The sequence below is a fragment of the Tolumonas osonensis genome (assembly GCF_014202415.1).
Classification (GTDB): domain Bacteria; phylum Pseudomonadota; class Gammaproteobacteria; order Enterobacterales; family Aeromonadaceae; genus Tolumonas; species Tolumonas osonensis.
On the sequence record NZ_JACHGR010000007.1, the window covers coordinates 203,306 to 225,622 of the forward strand.

Consider the following 22,317-nt stretch of genomic DNA (forward strand, 5'->3'; position numbering starts at 1 on the left):
TGAAAATAGCTAAATCATCTCTGAATCTGGGGCAGACAGTGACATATCCAAGATTGCAGCATATGATCCGTTATTGTGTTTTAACAATTTATCAACACATGGATCCCCTCAATGCAAACCTTCATTCCTGGTAAAGATGCCGCACTGGAAGACTCAATTACGCGCTTTCAGAACAAACTGCAGGCTTTGGGCTTTAATATTGAAGAAGCCTCATGGCTGAATCCGGTACCCAATGTCTGGTCTGTACATATTCGGGATAAGGATTGCCCGCTTTGTTTCACCAATGGCAAAGGGGCAACACAAAAAGCCGCCCTCGCCTCAGCCCTGGGTGAATATTTTGAACGACTGTCTACCAACTACTTCTTTGCTGACTTTTTCTTGGGTGATGAGATTGCAAACGGGCCGTTTGTTCATTATCCGAATGAAAAATGGTTTGCTATTCCAGAAGACGGCTCGATTCCTGCCGGGTTACTCGATGAGTTCACTCGTCAATATTACGATCCGGAAAATGAATTAACGGCTGATATGCTGGTCGACCTGCAATCAGGTAATGATGAACGCGGTATCTGCGCACTGCCTTTTATTCGTCAGGATAATCAGCAAACGATCTATATTCCGATGAATATCGTCGGTAACCTGTATGTGTCCAACGGAATGAGCGCTGGCAACACAGTAACCGAAGCCAGAACTCAGGCGCTGTCTGAAGTTTTTGAACGTTATGTAAAAAATAAAATTATCCGCGAAGCCATCAGTCTGCCGGCAATTCCGGAAGAGGTCATTGCCCGTTTTCCTAAAATAAAGGAAGCGATTACGACTCTGGAAGCAGAAGGATTCCCAATCCTGAGCTATGACGCTTCACTCGGTGGGCAATTCCCCGTCATTTGTGTTGTGTTATTTAACCCGCAAAACAGCACCTGCTTTGCCTCATTCGGTGCACACCCACAGTTTGAAGTGGCCTTTGAAAGAACTGTCACCGAATTACTGCAAGGCCGTGGACTGAAAGATCTGGATGTATTCGCTCCCCCTTCCTTTAATAATGATGACGTTGCAGATCAGCATAATCTGGAAACACATTTTATTGATTCATCAGGACTCATCAGCTGGGATCTGTTCAAAGACGAAGCAGACTATGAATTTGCAGACTGGGATTTTTCCGGCACAACAGAACAGGAATTCAACGGATTGCTGGCTGTTTTTGATGAGATGAAACAACCAGTATACATTGCAGACTATGAGCATCTTGGTGTTTATGCCTGCCGCATTCTGGTTCCGGGCATGTCAGATATCTATCCGGCAGAAGATTTGCTTTATGCCAATAACAACATGGGCAGTCATCTGCGCGAAACCATTCTCAGCCTGCCGGGTAGCCAGTGGGAACAGGAGGATTATCTGGCCTTGTTTGATCAACTGGATGAAGAAGGTTTTGATGATCAGACCCGTGTTCGTGAATTATTAGGCATTGCCGCAGACAAAGGCACAGGCTGGCACACCTTGCGCGTTGGCGAACTGAAATGCCTGCTGGCTCTGGCCGCCGGAGAACATGAATTAGCACAAGAATGGGCTGGCTGGACGCTGGACTTTAATAGCTCTGTCTTCACAGAAGAGCGGACACGCTTCTTCCGGTGTTTAAATGCCAGTCTGGAGCTATTCCTTGATGAAGAGCGCGATGCCGAACAATACCGGATGGCTTTCATTCGCATGTTTGATGAAGAAACGGTAAACCGGGCATGGAATCATATTGATGGTTCTATGCGGTTCTTTGGTTTGCAAGCTGCTGATTCCACGTTGCAAACTTTCAAAAACCATCAAAAATTGCTGCAAGCCTATGATAAGCTTCAAAGAGCTAAAGATACATATAAAATATAACTTTAAGTAATTGATAATAAATAATTAATTGATTTTATTAATTTAATTAATTATTTGTGGGTCGGTTAGAGCCGACCCACATTAGAAACATACCATTCACATTTTTGTAACCAAGGAAACAATTGCTCAAAAAAAAAGCAACCCAAAAGGAATTTAATGTAATAAAATTACATGGTGACCGGTGAGATTTGATCTGGAGCAATTTTGAGATAAATCATTGTTGCTATCATTGTCCTAGTAATCTGACTTACAGGTGTAAATTCCGTGAAAGCTGAATCCCCTTTTGATTGCCTGAAGCCCGAAGCTATTGCAGCAGCGGCCGAAGACATAGTCCATGGTAAAGCAACCAAACCCGCCTCGAAAGCATTCTTCCTGGCCATTACGGCCGGTGCGTTTATCGCAATCGCCTTCGTCTTCTACGTTACAGCACTCTCCACCGGTAACAATAAACTGGTTGGTGGTATCTGTTTCGCACTTGGTCTGATTTTGTGCGTCCTGCTCGGCGGCGAATTGTTTACGTCTACAACACTGACTATTGTCGCCCGTGCAGCAAAACGCATCACATGGGGACAAATGTTCAAGAATTGGGGTATTGTCTATTTCGGCAACCTGATTGGCGGTTTGCTGATTGTTACCCTGATTATGCTGAGCAGCCAATACACCGCTGGTGAAGGCCAATGGGGTAAAGTTGCTTTATCTGTAGCACAGCATAAAATTCATCATACATTCATCGAAGCTGTCGCGCTGGGTATCATGTGTAACCTGATGGTTTGCCTTGCTACCTGGATGGCCTTCGGTGGTCGCACCATGACTGATAAAGCGCTGATCATGATCCTTCCTGTTGCCATGTTCGTAGCATCTGGTTTCGAACATAGTATCGCAAACATGTTCATGATCCCTGTCGGCATTGCAATTGAGAATTTTGCAGCGCCTGAATTCTGGACATCTATCGGCGTCCAGCAGTCAGTGTATGCGGATCTGACAATTCAAAATTTTGTTATCAACAATCTAATCCCAGTCACTATCGGCAATATCATTGGCGGTGGTGTTATGGTTGGTCTTACATACTGGTTTATTTTCCGTCGTCATCACTAACCAGGTGCTGATTCCGGAAGTTCATACATCAATACCGAAGAGGTAATGAAAAAATGGCAGAGTTAAGTGAAAAATGTCTGAAAGCGTGGGAAGGTTTTGCTCCTGGTGCATGGCAGTCAGAAGTAAACACCCGTGATTTCATCCAGAAAAACTATTCCCCTTACGAGGGTGATGAATCCTTCCTGGCTGGCGAATCTGATGCCACTGCCAAACTGTGGGAACAGGTTATGGAAGGCATCAAGGAAGAAAACCGCACCCATGCTCCTGTCGACTTTGATACTGACCTGCCGTCAACCATCACTTCTCATGATGCTGGTTATATCAACAAAGATCTGGAAAAGATCGTTGGTCTGCAGACTGAAAAACCACTGAAACGCGCAATCGTTGCCTTCGGTGGTATCAAAATGGTTGAAGGCTCTTGCCAGGTTTATGGCCGTCAGCTGGACCCACAAGTTAAGAAAATCTTCACCGAATACCGTAAAACCCACAACCAGGGCGTGTTCGATGTTTACACTAAAGACATCCTGAACTGCCGTAAGTCTGGTGTTATCACCGGTCTGCCTGATGCATACGGTCGTGGTCGTATTATCGGTGACTACCGTCGTGTTGCTCTGTACGGTATCGACTTCCTGATGGCTGACAAACTGGCTCAGTTCAAATCTCTGCAAGCCAAAATGGAAGCGGGTGAAGATCTGGAAGCCACCATCCGTCTGCGTGAAGAAATCTCTGAACAGCACCGCGCGCTGGCTCAGCTGAAAGAAATGGCTGCTAAATACGGCTGTGATATTTCCGGCCCAGCTACTACTGCACAGGAAGCTGTTCAGTGGACTTACTTCGGTTACCTTGGCGCTGTTAAGAGCCAGAACGGTGCTGCAATGTCTTTCGGCCGTACTGCGACCTTCCTGGACGTGTACTTCGAACGCGACATCAAAAAAGGCCTGCTGACTGAAGCTCAGGCTCAGGAAATCATCGATCACCTGATCATGAAACTGCGTATGGTTCGTTTCCTGCGTACTCCTGAATACGATACCCTGTTCTCTGGCGACCCAATCTGGGCAACCGAGTCTCTGGGTGGTATGGGTGTTGACGGTCGTACTCTGGTAACCAAGACTTCTTTCCGTTACTTGAATACCCTGTACACCATGGGCCCTTCACCAGAGCCTAACATGACCATCCTGTGGTCTGAAGACCTGCCAATGGGCTTCAAAAAATACTGTGCTAAAGTATCTATCGATACCTCTTCAGTTCAGTATGAAAACGATGACCTGATGCGTAACGATTTCAACAACGATGACTATGCTATCGCTTGTTGCGTATCCCCAATGGTTATTGGTAAACAGATGCAGTTCTTCGGCGCCCGTGCGAACCTGGCGAAAACCATGCTGTACGCAATCAACGGCGGCGTGGACGAAAAACTGAAAATCCAGGTGGGTCCAAAAACTGCACCAATCACTTCAGAATACCTGGACTACGATGATGTCATGGACCGTCTGGACCATTTCATGGACTGGCTGGCAACTCAGTACGTCACCGCACTGAACATCATCCACTACATGCACGACAAATACAGCTACGAAGCTATTCAGCTGGCACTGCATGACCGTGACGTGATCCGCACCATGGCTTGTGGTATCGCTGGTCTGTCTGTAGCAGCTGACTCTCTGTCTGCTATCAAATACGCGAAAGTTAAACCGGTTCGTGACGAAGACGGTATCGCTGTTGATTTCGAAATCGAAGGCGAATACCCACAATTCGGTAACAACGATGAGCGCGTAGACAGCATCGCTTGTGACCTGGTTGAGCGTTTCATGACCAAGATCCAGCATCGCAAAACTTACCGTAATGCGATCCCGACTCAGTCAGTTCTGACCATTACTTCTAACGTAGTATATGGTAAGAAAACAGGTAACACCCCTGACGGTCGTCGTGCTGGTGCTCCGTTTGGCCCAGGCGCTAACCCAATGCATGGTCGTGACCAGAAAGGTGCTGTAGCCTCTCTGACTTCTGTTGCCAAACTGCCATTCGCTTACGCTAAAGACGGTATCTCTTACACCTTCTCCATCGTGCCGAACGCGCTGGGTAAAGAAGCTGATGCACAGAAAGCCAACCTGGTTGGTCTGATGGACGGTTACTTCCATCACGAAGCGAGCATCGAAGGCGGTCAGCACCTGAACGTCAACGTAATGAACCGTGAAATGCTGCTGGACGCGATGGAAAATCCTGAGAAATATCCTCAGCTGACTATCCGTGTATCTGGTTACGCAGTACGTTTCAACTCGCTGACTAAAGAACAGCAACAAGACGTTATTACTCGTACTTTCACACAGTCCATGTAATATTCGTTCTGTTCACAAAAAACCCCGGCTGGCAACAGTCGGGGTTTTTTTATGGATACAGGTTCCGCTTTAAACTATGTCTCCGTGCTCAACGTATAAATATGTAATAAAATGAGCATTATTAAAGAAGTATTCTGGAGTTAACTATGACTATTAAAGGCCGCATACACTCTGTAGAAACCTGTGGCACCGTCGATGGCCCGGGTATCCGCTTTATTGCTTTCTTTCAGGGATGCCTGATGCGTTGCAAATATTGTCATAACCGGGATACCTGGGACACTGAAGGCGGTAAAGAAGTCACCGTTGATGATTTGATGAAGGATTTACTGGCTTACCGCCATTTTATGAAATCCTCGGGTGGCGGCGTAACCGCATCAGGTGGTGAGGCAACACTGCAGAAAGAATTCGTTACGGAATGGTTTAAAGCCTGTAAAGCGCAAGGCATCCATACCTGCCTGGATACCAATGGCTTTATTCGCCATTACGATCTGGCACTGGATGATTTATTGGCCCAAACCGATCTCGTCATGCTGGATATCAAGCACATGAATGATGAGATCCATATTCCTCTCACCCATGTCAGCAATAAATATTGTCTGGAATTTGCCCGCTATCTGGCGAAAAAAGGCAAAACAATGTGGATCCGGTATGTTGTTGTGCCAGGCTGGAGCGATGATGATGCGGGAGCGCATGCATTAGGCGCTTTCATTCGTGATGAGCTGGGTGGCAAGGTGGAAAAGCTGGAAATGCTGCCTTATCACGAACTAGGTAAGCACAAATGGACAGCCATGGGGGAGAAATACGAACTTGATGGTGTCCATCCTCCGAAAAAAGAAGTCATGGAACACCTGAAAGAAATTCTGGTCTCTTATGGTATCAAAGTCAGTTACTGATCACTGAAACAGAAATACCCGATCCAGTTGCTCAAACGCTTTTCGCAGCGTTTTGGCTAAATCAAAATAGCTGGGTCGGTTTACTGACGGCATACAATTCAGTTTCTGATTAATCTCGAAATACCAGCGTGACAATGAAGGCGGTAGCTGTGTTTCAGCCCGCCGGCCAAGCCAATAATACCCTTGCACCGGTAGACTCAATGCAAACATGCAACTGGCGATAAAGGTTGGCCAGTTATCAGAAGTTCCCCATTGCAATTGCAGACATCCGCTAATGACAATCAGTGCGGGAATTAATCGCTTTCCCCAATTAAGCAGATAAATAACCTTTTGTTCCGGAAAAAACGCTGCAAGTTCAGGATGTTGTGGCCATACAGAAGAGTAATCAGCACCATACGACAATGTTTTGCTGAAAGAATTCATACCGCACCTCCTCTTTCCGCCAATTTGTAACTTTAACTCACAGTTAAGTAAATAAGAACTATTTGTGGTTTGGCGATATCCACTGTATCCTTCGGCGCTTAAAACGTTAAGTTTTAACAGGAAATATATGCCACTTAGTCAGGGCCTGTTGATTGCCCGAATTAGTGGTAAACAGTGGGCTCCTGACATAATCATATGCTATATTCTCTGCCAGTGTTTAACATTTTTTAAACATTACTGTAACTGTGTTGTTAGAACCCCATTTTTAGGATTAATGAATGAGTAGCAAGTTGGTTCTTGTACTTAACTGCGGCAGTTCTTCTCTGAAATTCGCCGTAATTGACGCCACCACTGGTGATGAAAAACTCTCCGGCCTTGCCGAATGTTTACACCTCGATGACGCCAAAATCAAGTGGAAACTTGATGGAGCCAAAGGCAATGCCGATCTGGGTGCCGGCGCCGCTCATCAGGAAGCGCTTGATTTTATCGTACAAACCATCCTGCCAAACAAGCCGGAACTGGTAGCCGATCTGATCGCGATAGGTCATCGTGTGGTTCACGGTGGTGAGAAATTTACACAGTCTGTCCTGATCGATGACAGCGTTGTAAAAGGGATTGAAGAATGCTGCACACTGGCGCCACTGCATAACCCGGCACATCTGGTTGGCATCAGCGCGGCAAAGCATGCGTTTCCGTCATTACCTAACGTAGCTGTATTTGATACAGCCTATCATCAGACGATGCCGGAACAAGCATACCTGTATGCGTTACCGTATAAACTTTATAAAGAAAACGGTATCCGCCGTTATGGTATGCATGGCACCAGCCACTACTATATCAGCCTGCAAGCGGCAGAAGCGCTGAACAAACCGGTTGAAGAACTGAACATCATCAATTGCCATCTGGGTAATGGTGGTTCTGTTTGTGCTATCAAGAGTGGTCATTCTGTTGATACCTCCATGGGCATGACCCCACTGGAAGGTCTGGTCATGGGTACCCGCTGTGGCGATATCGATCCGGCTATCATTTTCCATCTGCATGATGCACTGGGTATGAGCCTGGACGATATCCACCGTATTCTGACCAAGGAATCCGGTCTGTTAGGCCTGACTGAAGTCACCAGCGACTGCCGTTACGTAGAAGATAACTACGAAACTAAAGAAGAAGCCAAACGAGCGATGGATATTTACTGCTATCGTCTGGCAAAATATATCGCTGGCTACACCGCTGCGCTGGATGGACGTCTGGATGCGGTAGTCTTCACTGGTGGTATCGGTGAAAACTCTGCACCTATTCGTGAACTGACGCTGAATCGCCTGGGTCTGTTAGGCTTTAAAGTTAATGCCGAAGCAAACCTGAAAGCTCGTTTTGGTAAACAGGGTATCATCACTGAAGAAGGCAGCACGGTTGCCATGGTGATCCCAACCAATGAAGAGTGGGTAATTGCGCGTGATGCGGCGAATTTGGTCGCCTGATAATATACAATAATCAAGGCTGCCTTCGGGCAGCCTTTTCGTTAGTAAGTAAACGTCGTAACAAGGGGATATAAAGTGGCTCGTACAATCATGCTTATCCCGATTGGCACCGGCGTTGGCGTCACCTCTGTAAGTCTGGGCATGGTCCGGGCTATGGAGCGTCATGGCGTTAACGTAAGCTTTTTTAAGCCGGTAGCTCAACCGAGACCTGGTCAATCTGGCCCTGAAACATCAACAGCCGTCATTCGTGCCGGTTCAAACATCACACCTCCTGAACCACTCTCCCTGCAATATGCAGAGAATATGATCACCTCGAATAACAGTGCCATTCTGTTAGAAGAGATTGTCGCTCTCTATGAGAGACACATCCAAGAGAGTGGTGCCGAAGTGGTGGTGATTGAAGGTCTGGTTCCGGTAGATAAGCAACCTTTTGCTAATAAACTGAACCAGGAAATCGCAACTGCACTGGATGCAGATATCGTTCTGGTAACTCATCCTGGCAATTACTCCAGTCAGAAACTGAAAGAAAGCATCGAACTGGCCTGCGCTAATTTTGGTGGTGCTAACAGCAAACGTATTGTTGGCTGCATCATCAATAAAGTCGGTGCGCCAGTTGATGAACACGGTATTACCCGTCCTGACCTGACCGAGATGTTCGAAGCACATCATACAGGTGAAAGCGGCAGTAACCATCTGGAAATTCTGCAGTTCTTTGGCAAGTCACCACTGAAGATCCTGGGTTGCATCCCATGGAATTCTCAGCTGATTGCACCACGTGCGATTGATCTGGCTCGTCATCTGAATGCGAAAATCATCAATGAAGGCGAAATTTACTCCCGTCGTCTGAACATTGTGACTTTCTGTGCCCGTTCCATCCACAACATGGTACAGCACTTTAAACCAGGCAGCCTGCTGGTTACTTCTGGTGATCGTTCAGACGTTATCGTTTCTGCCTGTCTGTCTGCAATGAACGGCGTTAAGCTGGGCGCATTGCTGCTGACCGGTGGTTACCATCCTGAACCGCAGGTGATGGCACTGTGTCAGCAGGCAATGCAGACTGGTCTGCCAATCCTGATGATTAATACCAATACCTGGCAAACCGCTGTCAGCCTGCAGAATTTCAATGTTGAAATTCCGATTGATGACAATGCCCGGATTGAACTGGTTCAGGATTATGTTGCCGGCCATATCGACAAACACTGGCTGGAAACACTGACTTCCGAGTCCAGCCACCCTCGTCGTCTGAGTCCGCCAGCCTTCCGTTATCAGCTGACTGAACTGGCACGTAAAGCGAATAAACGTATTGTTCTGCCGGAAGGCGATGAACCACGTACAATCCGGGCTGCAGCTATTTGTGCGGATCGTGGTATTGCCCGTCCAGTTCTGTTGGGTAACCCTGATGAAATCCGTCGGGTTGCTGAGCAGCAAGGCGTTGTGCTGAGCGATCTGGTTGAAATCATTGATCCAGTAGAAGCTCGTGAACGCTATGTACCGCGTCTGGTTGAACTGCGTAAGAGCAAAGGTATCACTGAGGTTGTCGCCCGTGAACAACTGGAAGACAATGTGGTATTGGGTACTCTGATGCTGGAACGCAATGAAGTGGATGGCCTGGTTTCCGGTGCTGTACATACAACTGCGAATACCATTCGTCCGCCGCTGCAGATCATCAAAACTGCACCAGGCAGCTCATTGGTATCATCCATCTTCTTCATGCTGCTACCGGATCAGGTTCTGGTTTATGGCGACTGCGCGATTAACCCGGATCCTAACGCAGAGCAACTGGCTGAAATCGCAATTCAGTCTGCTGACTCAGCAGCGGCCTTTGGTATTGAGCCTCGCGTTGCCATGATCTCCTACTCTACCGGTACTTCCGGTACTGGTGCAGATGTAGATAAAGTGCGTGAAGCCACTCGTATTGCGAAAGAGAAACGTCCTGATCTGATCATCGACGGTCCTCTGCAGTACGATGCGGCAGTCATGGCTGACGTTGCCCGTTCTAAAGCACCGAATTCACCGGTTGCTGGTCAGGCTACCGTGTTCGTCTTCCCTGATCTGAACACTGGTAACACCACTTATAAAGCGGTTCAGCGTTCTGCCGACTTGGTTTCTATCGGCCCGATGCTGCAGGGTATGCGTAAACCTGTAAACGACCTGTCTCGCGGCGCTCTGGTTGACGATATCGTCTACACCATCGCACTGACCGGTATTCAGGCAACACAAACACCTGAAGCCTGATAAGCCGTTTGTCTTCTATTTAAAGCCCTGGTTTCAGGGCTTTTTTGATCCTATTAACCTGACTCCAGTCGGCGTTTACATCACACACTGATCCGACCGCCGTATCGCCATCTGCCAGGCTTAATATCCGTTTTTCAGAACTCCTATTTACATGCTTTTTGGTTTACTAATACCAACAATCATCTATACCTTATTTAAGGCCTTTGTATTTAAGATCTTGGTATTAAAGATGAAATAAATCAAAAGGCCCATGACTGAACATCGCCTCATAAGACAGATCTGATTTTCGCAGGAGATTTTATGTATAAAATCATTATGGCTTTTGCTATCACCATCAGCAGTTTCTCCGCCAATGCTGCCTTTATATTTGGTGATGAACTGTATCAGCTCTGTACTTCTGATGAGAACAGTCAGTATTACATTCAAAATGAATCTGAATGCCGCGGCTATGTGACAGGCGTTTATGATCGTTTGACCGGAACGGCAAAAGACGGTGTTTTGTGCCTTAAAGGCAAAATAACTACCGGGCAGATAAAAAAAATATTTATCGCTTATGCAGATAAAAATCCGGCTAAATTAAACAGATCCGCATATGAAGTAGTCGAGAATTCAATTTATCAGACATTCAGGTGTAGCAGGTAAAAATGATCGCCACTGCATATACCAAACGGTATGTCACAAGTACGTATCAGCCTGAAACTGAGTACGATACTTTGCTCACAAATTAACCATCTGCACGGTTATGTCACCTTTCTTCCACAACATTAACCACAGGAAATGTGGATAAGATCAATCTATTGAAATCGTGATCTGCAGAAAAAAACATCTTACTTTGCGTATCCGACATACTGTTTATAGCCTCTTCACCCGTAAATTGTGCAATTTATCAGCAAGGCGGTTATATGAGGATTTTGATCACAGGTGCGTCCGGATTTATTGGTCAATATTTAGCCAGATTATTGCGTGCAGAACATGACCTATTATTGGTCAGCCGGCAACCAGAGTTAACAGCCAGGCAATTAGCTGTGGATAACTCTAAAGTTATTCAACTGGAACAATTGAATTCGCTTAATAATGTGGATGCAATTATCAATCTAGCTGGTGAATCACTGGCAACAAAACGCTGGAGTATTGAACAGAAACGCCGAATCAGTGAAAGCCGCTGGGTGATCACAGCTGAATTACTGGAAAAACTGAAACAGAGTACACCCGCTCCCCGAGTCTGGATCAATGCATCTGCAATCGGATTTTATGGTGCACACGGCACTGAACCACTTGATGAAAGTTATATTCCTTCTCATGGTGACTTTCCTTACCGCGTCTGCGCCCATTGGGAAGAGCTGGCACAGCAGGCATCTGACTATCACTGCCGGGTCTGCATTATGCGCATCGGTCTGGTTCTGGGGCGGCAAGGCGGCGCACTGGCCAAAATGTTACCGGCATACTGGTTAGGTTTAGGCGGTCCGCTTGGTTCAGGTAAACAGATGGTATCGTGGATCACGCGCGCAGATCTGGCCGATGCGATCCGCTTTCTTTTGGAACATCCGGAATGCCAGGGAGTCTATAACGCAACGTCTCCTCATCCTGTAAACAATGAGACATTCAGTGCCACGCTGGCCGCCGTATTGCACCGTCCTCATTTTCTCCGGACACCGGGCTGGCTGCTGAAAATATTATTAGGCGAGATGGCCGGCCTTCTTCTGACCGGACAAAATGTTCAGCCCAAACGATTACTGGAAGCCGGCTTCCAATTCCGGTATCCCGAATTGTCAGAAGCCATGCGTCATGTGCTGGAGGATTAATACTCTATAAACTTCGTAAACGGCCGGCCAGTGTCCTCCGCAGCAACGGTTGTAAGGTAAATTGAGACACCAGCAGAACAGTTGCCGCGCCGCTCAGCGGCAATAGCCACCATAATACCGGTAACCAGTGCCAGGGCTGCTCACTCCATTCCATATGCAGCCACCAGCGGATCAGCTCACAACTGAACGCGGCAGTGATACCGGCAAACCCACCCAGTAATATCGCCTGCCAGTGCAGCATGTCCCGCAATTGCCGGCGCTGTGCGCCGAGTGTTCGCATGAGCAGCAGACTGGTCTGACGCTGCTGTAATCCAGCCTGCCACTGTACCAGCAATACCTGTATTGCTGCGGCAGAAACCAGCAACATCAGCAGTGTCATCGCCCGGGCCAGTTTATCCAGCACGCTCTGCAGTTTATTCAGTATCGTATCAATATTAAGCGATGTAACGGTTGGAAAAGTCCGGGCAAGATCCAGTTCCGCAGGTAGTTTGTCTGCGGGAACCCGCATACTGGTCATCCAGTTAACCACGAATGGCTGCAGGACATCGGGTGAGAAAATCATGAAGAAATTAGGCCGCATACTTTGCCAGTCAACCTGGCGGATATTCCGGACTGTCACTTCAAAGGATTGATCATCCACCGTAAACCGCAGCCGATCTTTCAATGTGATATTGAGCTCTGTTGCCACGCCCTGTTCTATCGAAACCATCCCGGACAAATCACTATTCCAGGACTCACCGCTCACGATCAGGCTATCTCCCGGTAGCTCTGCCTGTGCGGTCATCGTCAGTTCACGATGGATGCCTTTCCGCCCGTTCTGGCCTTCCTGCTGCGTTACTGCTTCGTCGTTAATGTGTGTCAGGCGTCCTCTGACAATCGGATACAACGGTGCATGTGGCAGTTGATGTTGCTGCAGAAACTTCTCCAGAGCCGGTTTATCGCTGTCAGGAATATTGATAAGAAAACGGTTTGGCGCATCCGCAGGCAAAAACGTCTGAAAACCGGTGACTATTTCACTGCGCACACTGATCACCACTCCCAGCAACAACAGCGACAACGCAATACCACTTAACTGATGCAGAATTTCAAGCGGCTGACGCTGCCAATGCTGTACCGCCAGATAGAAACTGCTGCCTGTCACCCCTCTTGGCAAAAGGCGCAGAAGCAAATAGCCGATCCCGCCCAATACCAGGAGCAGGGCAACGACGCCCCCCAGCAATCCCAGTACCAGCCGGGTATCCTTCAACAGAAACAGATTGATCAGTAACAGACCGGTGATGAGTAACGGCAATGCCAGCCAGGCCGGAACCCGGCTTTCCTGTTCCTGACGTAATACGCGTAACGCCGGCACATCCAGCAAACGCCAGAGTGGTATGCACACCAGAATAGCAACCAGAATGCCTCCCAGCACAAAGGCCAGAATAAATGGCTGCAGCGAAGGTGTTGCCAGTTCCGGAGGTAACGCATTGCCCAGTTGCCAGACCATCCAGCGATGAATTAGCCATCCAAGGAAGCAACCGATCATGATTCCGGTCAGAGTCAGTAAACTGAGTAAGCCACCCAGTAACGTCATGATCCGCCAGCGTGAGGCACCGAATGTCTTCAGCAGCGCCAGCATGGTTTGTGTCTGGCGGGTGTATTGTTGAATGGCAATGCTCATCGCCGTGGCCCCCAGTAACAGCCCCAGCAACGAAGTCACCCGGAAGAAGCGTTCGCTGCGTTCCAGTTGCCGGGATAAATTACGGTTTGCCTGTTCCGGTTTTAATAATTTTTGTCCTGCCTGTAAGCGGGATGAAATCCAGGGTTCCCATTTTTCGAAGGCGGCAGCATTGCCATGAAACAGATAACGATGAATCACCCGGCTTCCGGGTAACAGCACTTGGGCGGCACCGACGTCATGCTGGTGCATCAAGGCTCTCGGTGCCAGTGCTAACGGATTGAAACTCTGATCCGGTTCCTGAACCAATTCACCGGCGACACGTAACTCAGTAGAGCCAAGCTGGACTTCATCTCCGGGTTTAACCTGCAACATTAACATCAGCTGCCGGGACAGCCAGAGCTCTCCAGGCCGAACCGCCTGCTGTGGCAGAAGCTGTAAACGGCCATAGAACGGGTATCCCTGGTCAACGGCTTTCACCGAAGCCAGCTGCATCTGTTCAGCGGTGAGCAACATGGTCGAAAACTCGGTTGTCTGGGTAAATTGCAAGCCGCTATTCTTGGCTTGTGTCAGCCATAACTCCGGTAACGGTGTAGCAGACTCAATAACCTGATCGGCGGCAAGAAAATCACGTCCTGATACTTTCAGGCTCTGAGTCAGACGATCAGAAACCAAAGATACACTTAATACCGAGGCGATACAGACTGCCAGCGCCAGTACGAACCATTGCAGGCCACCCTGCCACCCCATCCGGCAAAACAGACGCCACAATAATCGGATCATCGCGATTCCTCCAACCGTCCTGCCGTCATACGCAACTGACGCTGGCAACGTGCAGCCAGAGCCACATCGTGTGTGACAATTACCAGGCTGGAACCGGACTCCCGATTCATCCGAAATAATAAATCTGCTACTTTTTGTCCGGTATGCTGATCCAGATTACCGGTGGGTTCATCCGCCAGTAACAAGGCCGGCTGACAGATAAAAGCCCGGGCCAGCGCAACACGTTGCTGTTCGCCACCGGATAATCTGGCTGGTTTATGATGCAAACGTTCCCCTAACCCCACGTCATTTAGCAACGTGGTTGCCAATTGTTTAGCCTGACTGATCCCCCGTAATTCAGCCGGTAGCATCACGTTTTCCAGCGCGGTAAGTTCCGGGATCAACAAGAAAGACTGAAAAACAAAACCGATCCTTTCTGCGCGCAACCGGGCGCGTTGTTCTTCATCCATCTGATGTAATGGCTGACCGGCAATGTAAATTTCACCTTCACTCGGCAGATCCAGCCCGGCCAGCATTCCCAGCAAGGTCGATTTACCTGAACCCGAGGCACCAACGATGGCAACACTCTCTCCCGGCTTGACTTGTAACCGGATCCCATCAAGGATGGTAAGCTGTTCCTTACCTACCGAAACCCGTTGCGACAAATTGTTGACCTGTATCATAAGAGGTTGCGTCATGAAAGGTATCCTATTGATGTTATTATCTATTTTCTCACTGTCTGGTCATGCCGGTACATTATTGATCCTGGGTGACAGCCTGAGCGCCGGTTATATGATGGCGGCAGAGCAAAGCTGGCCTGTTCTTTTGCATCAGCAGTGGCAGAAGGAAAAATTCCCGGTCACTATCATTAACAGTAGCATCAGTGGCAGCACCACTCAGGACGGGCTGGCCCGTTTACCGGCCTTATTGTCCCGACACAAGCCCGACTGGGTCTTAATCGAACTGGGTGCCAATGATGGTATCCGGGGTTTTCCACCTGCTATTCCTTATCAAACGTTGCAGAAAAGCATTCAGATCATTCAGCAAGCCGGCGCTAAACCGTTATTAATGCAAATCCGGATCCCAAGAAATTATGGTGTGGCCTATATCGAAAAACTGGAAGCGATTTATCCCAGACTGGCAGAAGAAACAGATACCCCACTGCTACCATTTTTCCTTGAGCCCATCGTGACTCGTCCGGAGCTGATGCTAAACGATGGCATTCATCCGACAGCAGCAGCACAACCCCTGATCAGGGATATGATGGCACCGCTATTACGTCAGTATATTCAAACCACAGAAAAGACTCTTTAGACAACCTTTTTTGCCCTGAAATGTAATTTCAGGTAAAGATGTGTATATCTATGCAGAGTCTATTGTCCGGTTCTTTCAGCACCGTATCATGGCGCTGTCTTTTTATTAGGAAGGTTTACATGATCCGCATTCTGTTGGTTGATGATGATCCCGAGCTGTGCAGCATGCAGGGGGAATATCTCAGTAACGAAGGTTTTGCAGTACGAATGTGCCACGATGGTGAGAGCGGACTGGAAGAGGCGCTCAGTGGGCATCATGATCTGATCCTGCTGGATGTTATGATGCCGAAACTCAATGGTATTGAGGTTCTGCGCCGTCTGCGGATCCACAGTAATATCCCGGTACTGATGCTAACGGCAAAAGGGGATGATATTGACCGGATCATCGGCCTAGAGTTAGGCGCTGATGACTACGTTTCCAAGCCCTGCACTCCTCGTGAGCTGGTTGCCCGGGTAAGGGCCATATTGCGCCGGGCCGATCCAGAGAAACAGGACTCGGGGCAATTACAACCGTTGCGGGTCGGCGCGCTGGCCATTTCAGCTGCCAGCCGCAGCGCTTCCTGGCATAACGAAGTGCTTGATCTGACCAGTACCGAATTCAATCTGCTGGAGATGTTGTGCCGCCGTGCCGGCAGAACTATCAGCAAGGAAGATCTCTCCCTGCATACCCTTGGCCGCCCGTTGGCACGTTATGATCGCAGTATTGATGTACATGTCAGTAACCTGCGGCAAAAACTGGGTCTGCTGAAAGATGGACGTTCTCCGATTCAAACTATCCGCGGTATTGGTTATCAGCTGGTCGTGGAATAATTAATGCGTCGCATCTTCTGGAAAATACTGCTGAGTTTCTGGCTGGCTATTCTGCTGACCGGCATTGTCACCGGCATCATTATCAAACTCTATCAGGATGCCAAGATTGCATACAGCGTCATAGAAACCGGCGCGCGTCCTAACGGCCTGACAGAATCGGTTGCCAGAACGCTGGCCACTGGCGGCAAAGCATTATTAAGAGAGATAGTAAAACCGCAAACAGCCGGGAAAGAGGCAACCGGAGGTCCTCCCTTGCCATTTGTTGTCGATACACAGGGAAAAGATCTATTTAGCCGGACAGTAAACAGTAAAGCCTGGGCTGAAGCGCAACGTCTTACTGACAAGCAGGCAAACACCCCGGGGGTGGAGAAAGTAACACTGCCTGATGGCGAAGTTTACTGGATATTCATGCCTCGCCGTCCTCCCCCTTTTCCGCATAACATCATGTTTGAGCTGTTTGATGCACCGTTTTTCCTGCTGGTTATGGCAATCCTGACCAGTCTATTGTTCAGCAGTTGGCTGGCCCGTGTTATCTCCCGTCCGATAGAAACATTGCGCGACGGCCTGAAAGCCGTATCCCAGGGGCATTTTGATATTAATGTCAGCCAGACACTCGGCAAGCGTTACGATGAGTTCGCCGACCTGGGACAAGACGCTGACTCAATGGCAAAGAAACTGAAGCAGTCGATCCATGCCCAGCGCCGCTTGCTGCACGATATTTCGCATGATTTACGTTCGCCGCTGGCCCGTCTTCAGCTGGCAATCGGTCTGATGCGTCAGAAACCAGAAAATAGCGAACTGATGCTGCAACGGATTGAACAGGAATGTCATCGCCTGGATAGCCTGGTCGGTGAGGTATTGATGCTTGCCCGTATGGAATCCGGCGTACCGCTGCCTAAAGAGGACTATCTGGATCTGGTTGAACTGCTGCAGTCACTGGTGGATGATGCCCAGTTTGAAGCCAGAGACAGCGACTGCATGATAGCGCTGCATGTGGATGAGGTGCTGAATGACGGCATCATTATCCAGAGCCGGGGAGAATTGTTATTACGGGCATTTGACAATCTTATCCGTAATGCACTGCTGCATGCCGGCCCTCGCTGTCATATTGAAATCAGCGTGTATCAGAAATCGCCGGGGCTGCTGCAGATCGATATTGCTGACAATGGTCCCGGTATTGCTGAACATACTCTGAGTTCAATTTTTGAACCCTTTTTCCGCAGTAATAATAATCAAGGGTCCGGATTGGGTCTGGCGATAACCAAACGGGCAATAGAAGCGCACGGCGGTACCATCTCTGCATATAACAGAGAGTCCGGCGGCTTATGCATGCATATTGAATTACCCTGTCCGGAACAACCTTCCTGACACGGAAAGGATAAAAACCTTGGCTGGTTTTATCCTTTCCGGGATGGCTGATCCTTAACCGTAAAAAACTGACTCACGGTTGCACTCAGCCGTTTCAGCAAAGCCCTTCTGATTTGTGAAAGTCTCGGTTTTTCATTGGCCTGCAACTCGATCGGACGGCATAACTGAATCGTATTGATACCTAACCGGGCGGACATCAGCCCACTCCCCAGCCCTTGTGCCAACTTGGCTGAAAGTTTTGATGTCAGCTCACTACTGAACCAGTCTGTCCCCAGTTCTGTTGCCAATTCCGTTGCGCCGGCAAATACCATATTCTGCAAGATCTGACGAATCAGACGAATTTGTCCCCAGTAACCAAGACGGATCTGATAAACAGCGGCAATATTCCGGACCATTCTGATATTCCGCCATACCACCAGCAACATATCTGCCAGCGCTAACGGACTGGCTGCCACCAGCAATGCGGTCTGACTACTGGAGGCAAGCACCAGCTGTAACGCCTTTTCATCCAGCGGATGCAAGACAAACTGGCTGAACAACGTTAAAACTTCAGCGTCGTTATGATGGGCATCAATCTGTTCCAGCCATTGCTGATAGCCGGGCGAATGCTGTAAACCCGTTTCATTGGCCAACCGCCGGCAAAATGCCTGCGCATTTCCATGCTGTTGCTCACGGCTCAGATCGGCAGATTGTTCCCGGTAGCAGGTATTACTGCGTAACCGCCGCAGTACCCGCCATTCACGCCAGATCATCCCGCCAGCGCCTATCAACAAGGCCACGATGGCTGCAGACCAGGCTCCCCCCAGAAAAACATTTTCCGATAATTTCTGATAGATAAACTGACCAGTCTCCAGTAAAGCCAGCACCAGCACAGCACAGCTTCCCCACCACAGCCATGCGGACGGAGTGGAAGCTGATTCAACCGGCAGCGACGTCGCATCATCCGGAATATCAACTTCATCAAAACGGGAATCTTCATTCAGCTGTAATGGCGTCAATTCTGCCGGAGGAACGGTATCGGCGACGGTCTCCCGGTTTAATAACGTAAGAGGAACCTCTACTGCTTTTTTTTCATCTGAAGCCGATGCTGTTTTTTTCATTGCATCTTGTCTCCCAGCAAGTATTCCAGTACCTGATCCAACCGGATGTGAGGTCTGGCCTGGTCCTTCTGCCAGAGTGGCGGACGTAAATCGGTCAATCGTAACGGCGAGTTTTGCCAGAAATCAGGATCTGGTATCCGGGACGGTATCACGCCAGGAAACAGCGCCAGTTCATGTCCGGCCAGATCAATCCCGTGTAATACCGTCAATGGCTGCCCCAGATAATCCACCTGATGATATTCGCTGGAACGAATTGCAGCCATTGCCATACATTCCAGCGAAACGCCTTCAAAACGGGCCCGGGCCAGACCAGGCTGAACCAGGTCACGCAGCAGACTAAGCAATGCCGGATGCTGATCCGGCGTGACATGGTCCGCTTTACTGGCGACAAACAGTAATTTATCTATCCGTGGGGAAAACAGCCGTTGCCACCAGTAGCTGCTGCCATACTGGAAACTCTGCAACAATTGCCCCAGCGTGTCCCTTAAGTCATAAATCGCTTCATGACTTACTTTTAATGGTTGCAAACAATCAACCAATACAATCTGCCGGTCAAATCCGGAAAAATGTTTCTGATAAAACTGTTTTACCACATGTTCCTTATAAGCTTCATAACGCGCTTGTAGCAGGCCATACAGAGAGTCATGCTCGGGGGATTCCGGCGATGCACCCCATACCCAGGGCACAAACTGCAGCATCGGCGCTCCGGCAAATTCACCGGGCAACACAAAGCGTCCCGGCTGAATACTTTGCAGGCCGAGTTGCTGGCGGCAGTCCTGCAAATACTGCGTATAAAGAGCAGAAATATTCTTAACCTTATCCACCATCGCCGAGAACGGTTGTGATGCGGACCAATGACTCCCGGCACTCAGCCAGGGCTCTGCCAGACGTCGTCGCCTGGGCGATTGAAGCTGTTCCCGGATCTGCGCGCTCCACTGGGCATAACTTAAATCCAGCAGCGGCAAATCCAGTAACCATTCCCCCGGATAATCGACAATATCCAGATACAGATGACAGACATCATGACCGATTTTCTGACGCAGCAGATGCTGACTGCGAAAACGCAACTCCAGCCGGATCTCGCTGAGCGTCTGTGTCGGCTCCGGCCATCCGGGTGGATCTGACGACAGTACCGACAAAGCCTGGGAATAACCAAACGTTGGTATATGCTGATGCGTCTGCACTACCTGCTGCACGCCCAGCAAACGGCCTTGCTGTAATACCTGCCAGTGCGGTAACCGGGCGCTGAATCCAGCCTGTTCCAGTTGCTGAATCAATGCCGTTACAAATGCCGTCTTTCCGCTACGCGCCAGCCCGGTAACCGCCAGACGAAGATGACGATCCCAGGTTCGTTGCCATAACGTATCCGCCTTACGTTGCAAATTCAGCCATCGTTCATGCTGCAACACAGACACCTCCGCAGATATGAGTTCTTCCCGTCTTTATCAAGTATGCGAACAGACAGCATCTCAGACAAGCACTCGGATATAACTCGCGTTATAATCAGCACTTAGATGTGGCCAACACCAATGGTGGTGATGCCCCGGTCTGCCAGTCATGGATGTCGTATGAAACATTTTCCATTAATACAGTGTTTGGGTGCTGTACTGCTACTACTCACCGGCTGCACCCCGGCCGAGACAGTTAAAACCAGCGGTGCGGTGTACTGTGTTGATAGCTTTAGCAATCATTTGAACCCGCAGATTCTGAGTTCCTCACCTTTTGTTGCCTCATTGTCACAGCAGGTCTATAACCGCCTGATTGAGATCAATCCCGACACACAGCGTCTGGACGGTGCTTTGGCGGAAAATTGGAGTATCAGCCGTAACGGGTTGGTTTATACCTTCAATTTACGACGGAATGTCTCATTTCACCAGACAGCATGGTTTACGCCACAGCGAACCTTTAACGCCGATGATGTGATTTTCAGCTTCCGCCGGATCATTGACGCATCCCACCCTTACCATGCGGTATCTGGTACTCGCTATCCGTTCTTTGATAACCGGCAATTTTCACGGGTTTTGCAGGATGTCAGGAAAATAACCGACTATCAGGTTCAATTCATTTTGCGCCATCCGGATGCTTCATTTATGGCCACACTGGCCAGTGATTATGCCGTTATTTTGTCCGCCGAATACGGTAATTATCTGCAGCGTCAGCACGGCGATCTGCAGGATATTGATGATATGCCGGTAGGAACCGGACCATTTCAGATACTGGAATTGCGGCCAAATGAATATCTGCGCCTGACCAGAAATCCCAGCTACTGGGACAAGACTCCGATACTGGAACAACTGGTTTTTGACTATACCCCCCGGGCATCCAAGCGACTGGCCAAATTATTTACCGGAGAATGTCAGGTTGTTGCCACGCCCGCAGCCAGCCAGCTTCCATTCATCCGCAATAATCCGCGTACCGATGTCGATATTCAGAGCAACATGAATACCACTTATCTGGCGCTGAATACGCACCAGAAACCGCTGAACGATGTGCGTGTACGTCGGGCTATTGCCATGGCCGTTAACAAGGATAACCTGCAACATGCTGTGTTCTACGATACCGGAGAGGCCGCGTCCAGCTTACTACCCCCAGCCTCCTGGGCTCATCATCCAAATCTGGATGAATACTATTATGATCCCGACCAGGCAAAACAATTATTAAAGGAAGCCGGTTATCCAGACGGTTTGGAGCTTACGCTCTGGGTACAGCCGATTCCCCGCACTTACAATCCGGATGCGTCAAAAACAGCACAGTTACTGCAGGGCGATCTTGCCCGGATTGGCATTAATGTCCGGGTCATTGAAACGCGCTGGACAGTAATGCGGGCCAATCTGAAAGAAGGAAAACATGATATGGCTCTGTTGGCATGGGCTGCCGACAACGCCGATCCGGATAACTTCCTGCGCCCGCTGCTAAGTTGTGAAGCCATGAAGAATGGCGGTAATAATTACTCCGGCTGGTGTAATGATGATTTTGATTCACACTTAGATAATTCGCTGGCAACCCAGCGATTATCGCAACGGATTTTTGAGTATCAACGTACCCAGGAAATGATTTATGAACATGTCCCTGTGATTCCGCTGGCTCATGCTTTGATCGTCAGCGCTTACTGGCAGAATATGCACAATATAATCATTCCGCCAACAGGTGGTGTTTCATTCAAAAAGGCATACCGGGAGTAA

17 protein-coding genes are annotated in these 22,317 nt (G+C 48.9%); 12 read left to right on the forward strand and 5 right to left on the reverse strand.

The genetic code is table 11. The annotated features are described in order from the left end of the window. The first annotated feature begins 111 nt into the window (after positions 1-111). The 4 genes from ycaO to pflA all read left to right on the forward strand — a co-directional run bounded on the left by ycaO (position 112) and on the right by pflA (position 6,190). Positions 112-1,866 carry a 30S ribosomal protein S12 methylthiotransferase accessory factor YcaO gene (gene ycaO, locus HNR75_RS11340; RefSeq protein ID WP_188027083.1) on the forward strand — a complete coding sequence of 585 codons (1,755 nt, stop codon included), beginning with the start codon at positions 112-114 and terminating at the stop codon, positions 1,864-1,866. Positions 1,867-2,130: 264 nt separating this feature from the next. Then, positions 2,131-2,961 carry a formate transporter FocA gene (focA, locus tag HNR75_RS11345; RefSeq protein WP_188027084.1) on the forward strand — a complete coding sequence of 277 codons (831 nt, stop codon included), beginning with the start codon at positions 2,131-2,133 and terminating at the stop codon, positions 2,959-2,961. Positions 2,962-3,014: 53 nt separating this feature from the next. Further along, positions 3,015-5,297, forward strand: coding sequence for a formate C-acetyltransferase (pflB, locus tag HNR75_RS11350; RefSeq protein WP_188027085.1), 2,283 nt, complete (start codon positions 3,015-3,017; stop codon positions 5,295-5,297). Between the two features lie 146 nt (positions 5,298-5,443). Beyond that, positions 5,444-6,190 (forward strand): pyruvate formate lyase 1-activating protein, encoded by a 747-nt coding sequence (gene pflA, locus HNR75_RS11355; RefSeq protein WP_188027086.1) that lies wholly within the window; start codon positions 5,444-5,446, stop codon positions 6,188-6,190. Here the strand turns inward: pflA and yfbV are convergent, their stop codons facing one another. After that, positions 6,191-6,613 carry a terminus macrodomain insulation protein YfbV gene (gene yfbV, locus HNR75_RS11360; protein ID WP_188027087.1) on the reverse strand — a complete coding sequence of 141 codons (423 nt, stop codon included), beginning with the start codon at positions 6,611-6,613 and terminating at the stop codon, positions 6,191-6,193. It abuts the gene before it with no gap. Between the two features lie 278 nt (positions 6,614-6,891). Here yfbV and HNR75_RS11365 point away from each other — a divergent pair, with 278 nt between their 5' ends. From HNR75_RS11365 to HNR75_RS11380, 4 genes are all read left to right on the forward strand, one after another. Next, the gene (locus tag HNR75_RS11365; protein WP_188027088.1) at positions 6,892-8,088 is read left to right on the forward strand and encodes an acetate kinase; all 1,197 of its coding nucleotides are present in this window, start codon (positions 6,892-6,894) and stop codon (positions 8,086-8,088) included. Between the two features lie 75 nt (positions 8,089-8,163). After that, positions 8,164-10,323 carry a phosphate acetyltransferase gene (gene pta / locus HNR75_RS11370; protein ID WP_343043276.1) on the forward strand — a complete coding sequence of 720 codons (2,160 nt, stop codon included), beginning with the start codon at positions 8,164-8,166 and terminating at the stop codon, positions 10,321-10,323. Positions 10,324-10,623: 300 nt separating this feature from the next. After that, on the forward strand, positions 10,624-10,965 hold the full coding sequence (locus HNR75_RS11375; protein ID WP_188027089.1) for a Rap1a/Tai family immunity protein: 342 nt from the start codon (positions 10,624-10,626) through the stop codon (positions 10,963-10,965). A gap of 260 nt (positions 10,966-11,225) precedes the next feature. Continuing rightward, the gene (locus HNR75_RS11380) at positions 11,226-12,125 is read left to right on the forward strand and encodes a TIGR01777 family oxidoreductase (protein WP_188027090.1); all 900 of its coding nucleotides are present in this window, start codon (positions 11,226-11,228) and stop codon (positions 12,123-12,125) included. Positions 12,126-12,129: 4 nt separating this feature from the next. On the opposite strand, the gene HNR75_RS11385 is transcribed toward HNR75_RS11380, so the two are convergent. Both HNR75_RS11385 and HNR75_RS11390 read right to left on the reverse strand, forming a co-directional pair. Beyond that, the gene (locus HNR75_RS11385; RefSeq protein WP_188027091.1) at positions 12,130-14,565 is read right to left on the reverse strand and encodes an ABC transporter permease; all 2,436 of its coding nucleotides are present in this window, start codon (positions 14,563-14,565) and stop codon (positions 12,130-12,132) included. Then, positions 14,562-15,242 carry an ABC transporter ATP-binding protein gene (locus tag HNR75_RS11390; RefSeq protein ID WP_188027092.1) on the reverse strand — a complete coding sequence of 227 codons (681 nt, stop codon included), beginning with the start codon at positions 15,240-15,242 and terminating at the stop codon, positions 14,562-14,564. The genes HNR75_RS11385 and HNR75_RS11390 overlap by 4 nt, the downstream gene beginning before the upstream one ends. 16 nt (positions 15,243-15,258) lie before the next feature. Here HNR75_RS11390 and HNR75_RS11395 point away from each other — a divergent pair, with 16 nt between their 5' ends. From HNR75_RS11395 to HNR75_RS11405, 3 genes are all read left to right on the forward strand, one after another. Further along, positions 15,259-15,858, forward strand: coding sequence for an arylesterase (locus HNR75_RS11395; protein ID WP_223157881.1), 600 nt, complete (start codon positions 15,259-15,261; stop codon positions 15,856-15,858). Between the two features lie 119 nt (positions 15,859-15,977). After that, positions 15,978-16,667, forward strand: coding sequence for a response regulator transcription factor (locus tag HNR75_RS11400; protein WP_188027094.1), 690 nt, complete (start codon positions 15,978-15,980; stop codon positions 16,665-16,667). A gap of 3 nt (positions 16,668-16,670) precedes the next feature. Then, on the forward strand, positions 16,671-18,035 hold the full coding sequence (locus HNR75_RS11405) for an ATP-binding protein (RefSeq protein ID WP_188027095.1): 1,365 nt from the start codon (positions 16,671-16,673) through the stop codon (positions 18,033-18,035). Positions 18,036-18,064: 29 nt separating this feature from the next. Here the strand turns inward: HNR75_RS11405 and HNR75_RS11410 are convergent, their stop codons facing one another. After that, complete coding sequence (locus HNR75_RS11410) at positions 18,065-19,135, reverse strand: YcjF family protein (RefSeq protein WP_188027096.1); 1,071 nt, start codon at positions 19,133-19,135, stop codon at positions 18,065-18,067. Beyond that, a complete protein-coding gene (locus HNR75_RS11415) occupies positions 19,132-20,544 on the reverse strand; it encodes a YcjX family protein (RefSeq protein ID WP_188027097.1) in 1,413 nt (470 codons plus the stop codon). Before HNR75_RS11415 ends, HNR75_RS11410 begins: the two co-directional genes overlap by 4 nt. A 159-nt stretch (positions 20,545-20,703) precedes the next feature. Between HNR75_RS11415 and sapA the strand changes: the two genes are divergently transcribed. Next, on the forward strand, positions 20,704-22,317 hold the full coding sequence (gene sapA / locus HNR75_RS11420) for an ABC transporter substrate-binding protein SapA (protein ID WP_188027098.1): 1,614 nt from the start codon (positions 20,704-20,706) through the stop codon (positions 22,315-22,317).